The organism is Pseudomonas sp. JV245A (assembly GCF_032424515.1).
GTDB classification, from domain to species: Bacteria; Pseudomonadota; Gammaproteobacteria; order Pseudomonadales; family Pseudomonadaceae; genus Aquipseudomonas; species Aquipseudomonas protegens.
The window spans coordinates 1-440 of sequence record NZ_VYKE01000550.1; the positions used below are offsets into that span (position 1 = coordinate 1).

The following is a 440-nucleotide window of genomic DNA, read 5'->3' on the forward strand; positions in this document are numbered from 1 at the left end:
AAACAGCTGGTGGACAAAACGATGGGTCGGGTAGACCACATCGGTGTGGTCCCACTCCTGGCGAATGCGGCGCTGCTCGTCCTGACCCAGCATCGGCAGCTCGCCCAGGGCTTGCTGCGGTTCAAGCATGCCTTGCAGCAGATTGCGCCAGTGATCGGCAAGGCTCTGGACGGTGGAGACCTCGAACAATTCGCCGGCATAGATGAACGAAGCGTTGATCCCGGCGTCGGTCTCCAGGGTTTCCAGGGTCAGGTCAAATTGCGCGGTACCGCCCTGCAGGACCATTTCCTCGGCTTGCAGGCCCGGCAGGCTGGTGCCGTCGGTGCTTTCCCCGGCAATGCTCAGGTGGTTGTACATCACCTGGAACAACGGGTTCTGGTCCAGCGCACGCTGGGGCTTGAGGGCATCCACCAGACGATCGAACGGCAGGTCCTGATGGG

At 62.0% G+C, this 440-nt stretch carries 1 protein-coding gene; it reads right to left on the reverse strand.

What is annotated here, in order from left to right; translation table 11 throughout:
• The coding region (locus F6S12_RS32970) for a condensation domain-containing protein (protein ID WP_315870019.1) at positions 1 to 440 on the reverse strand (440 nt) is incomplete at both ends.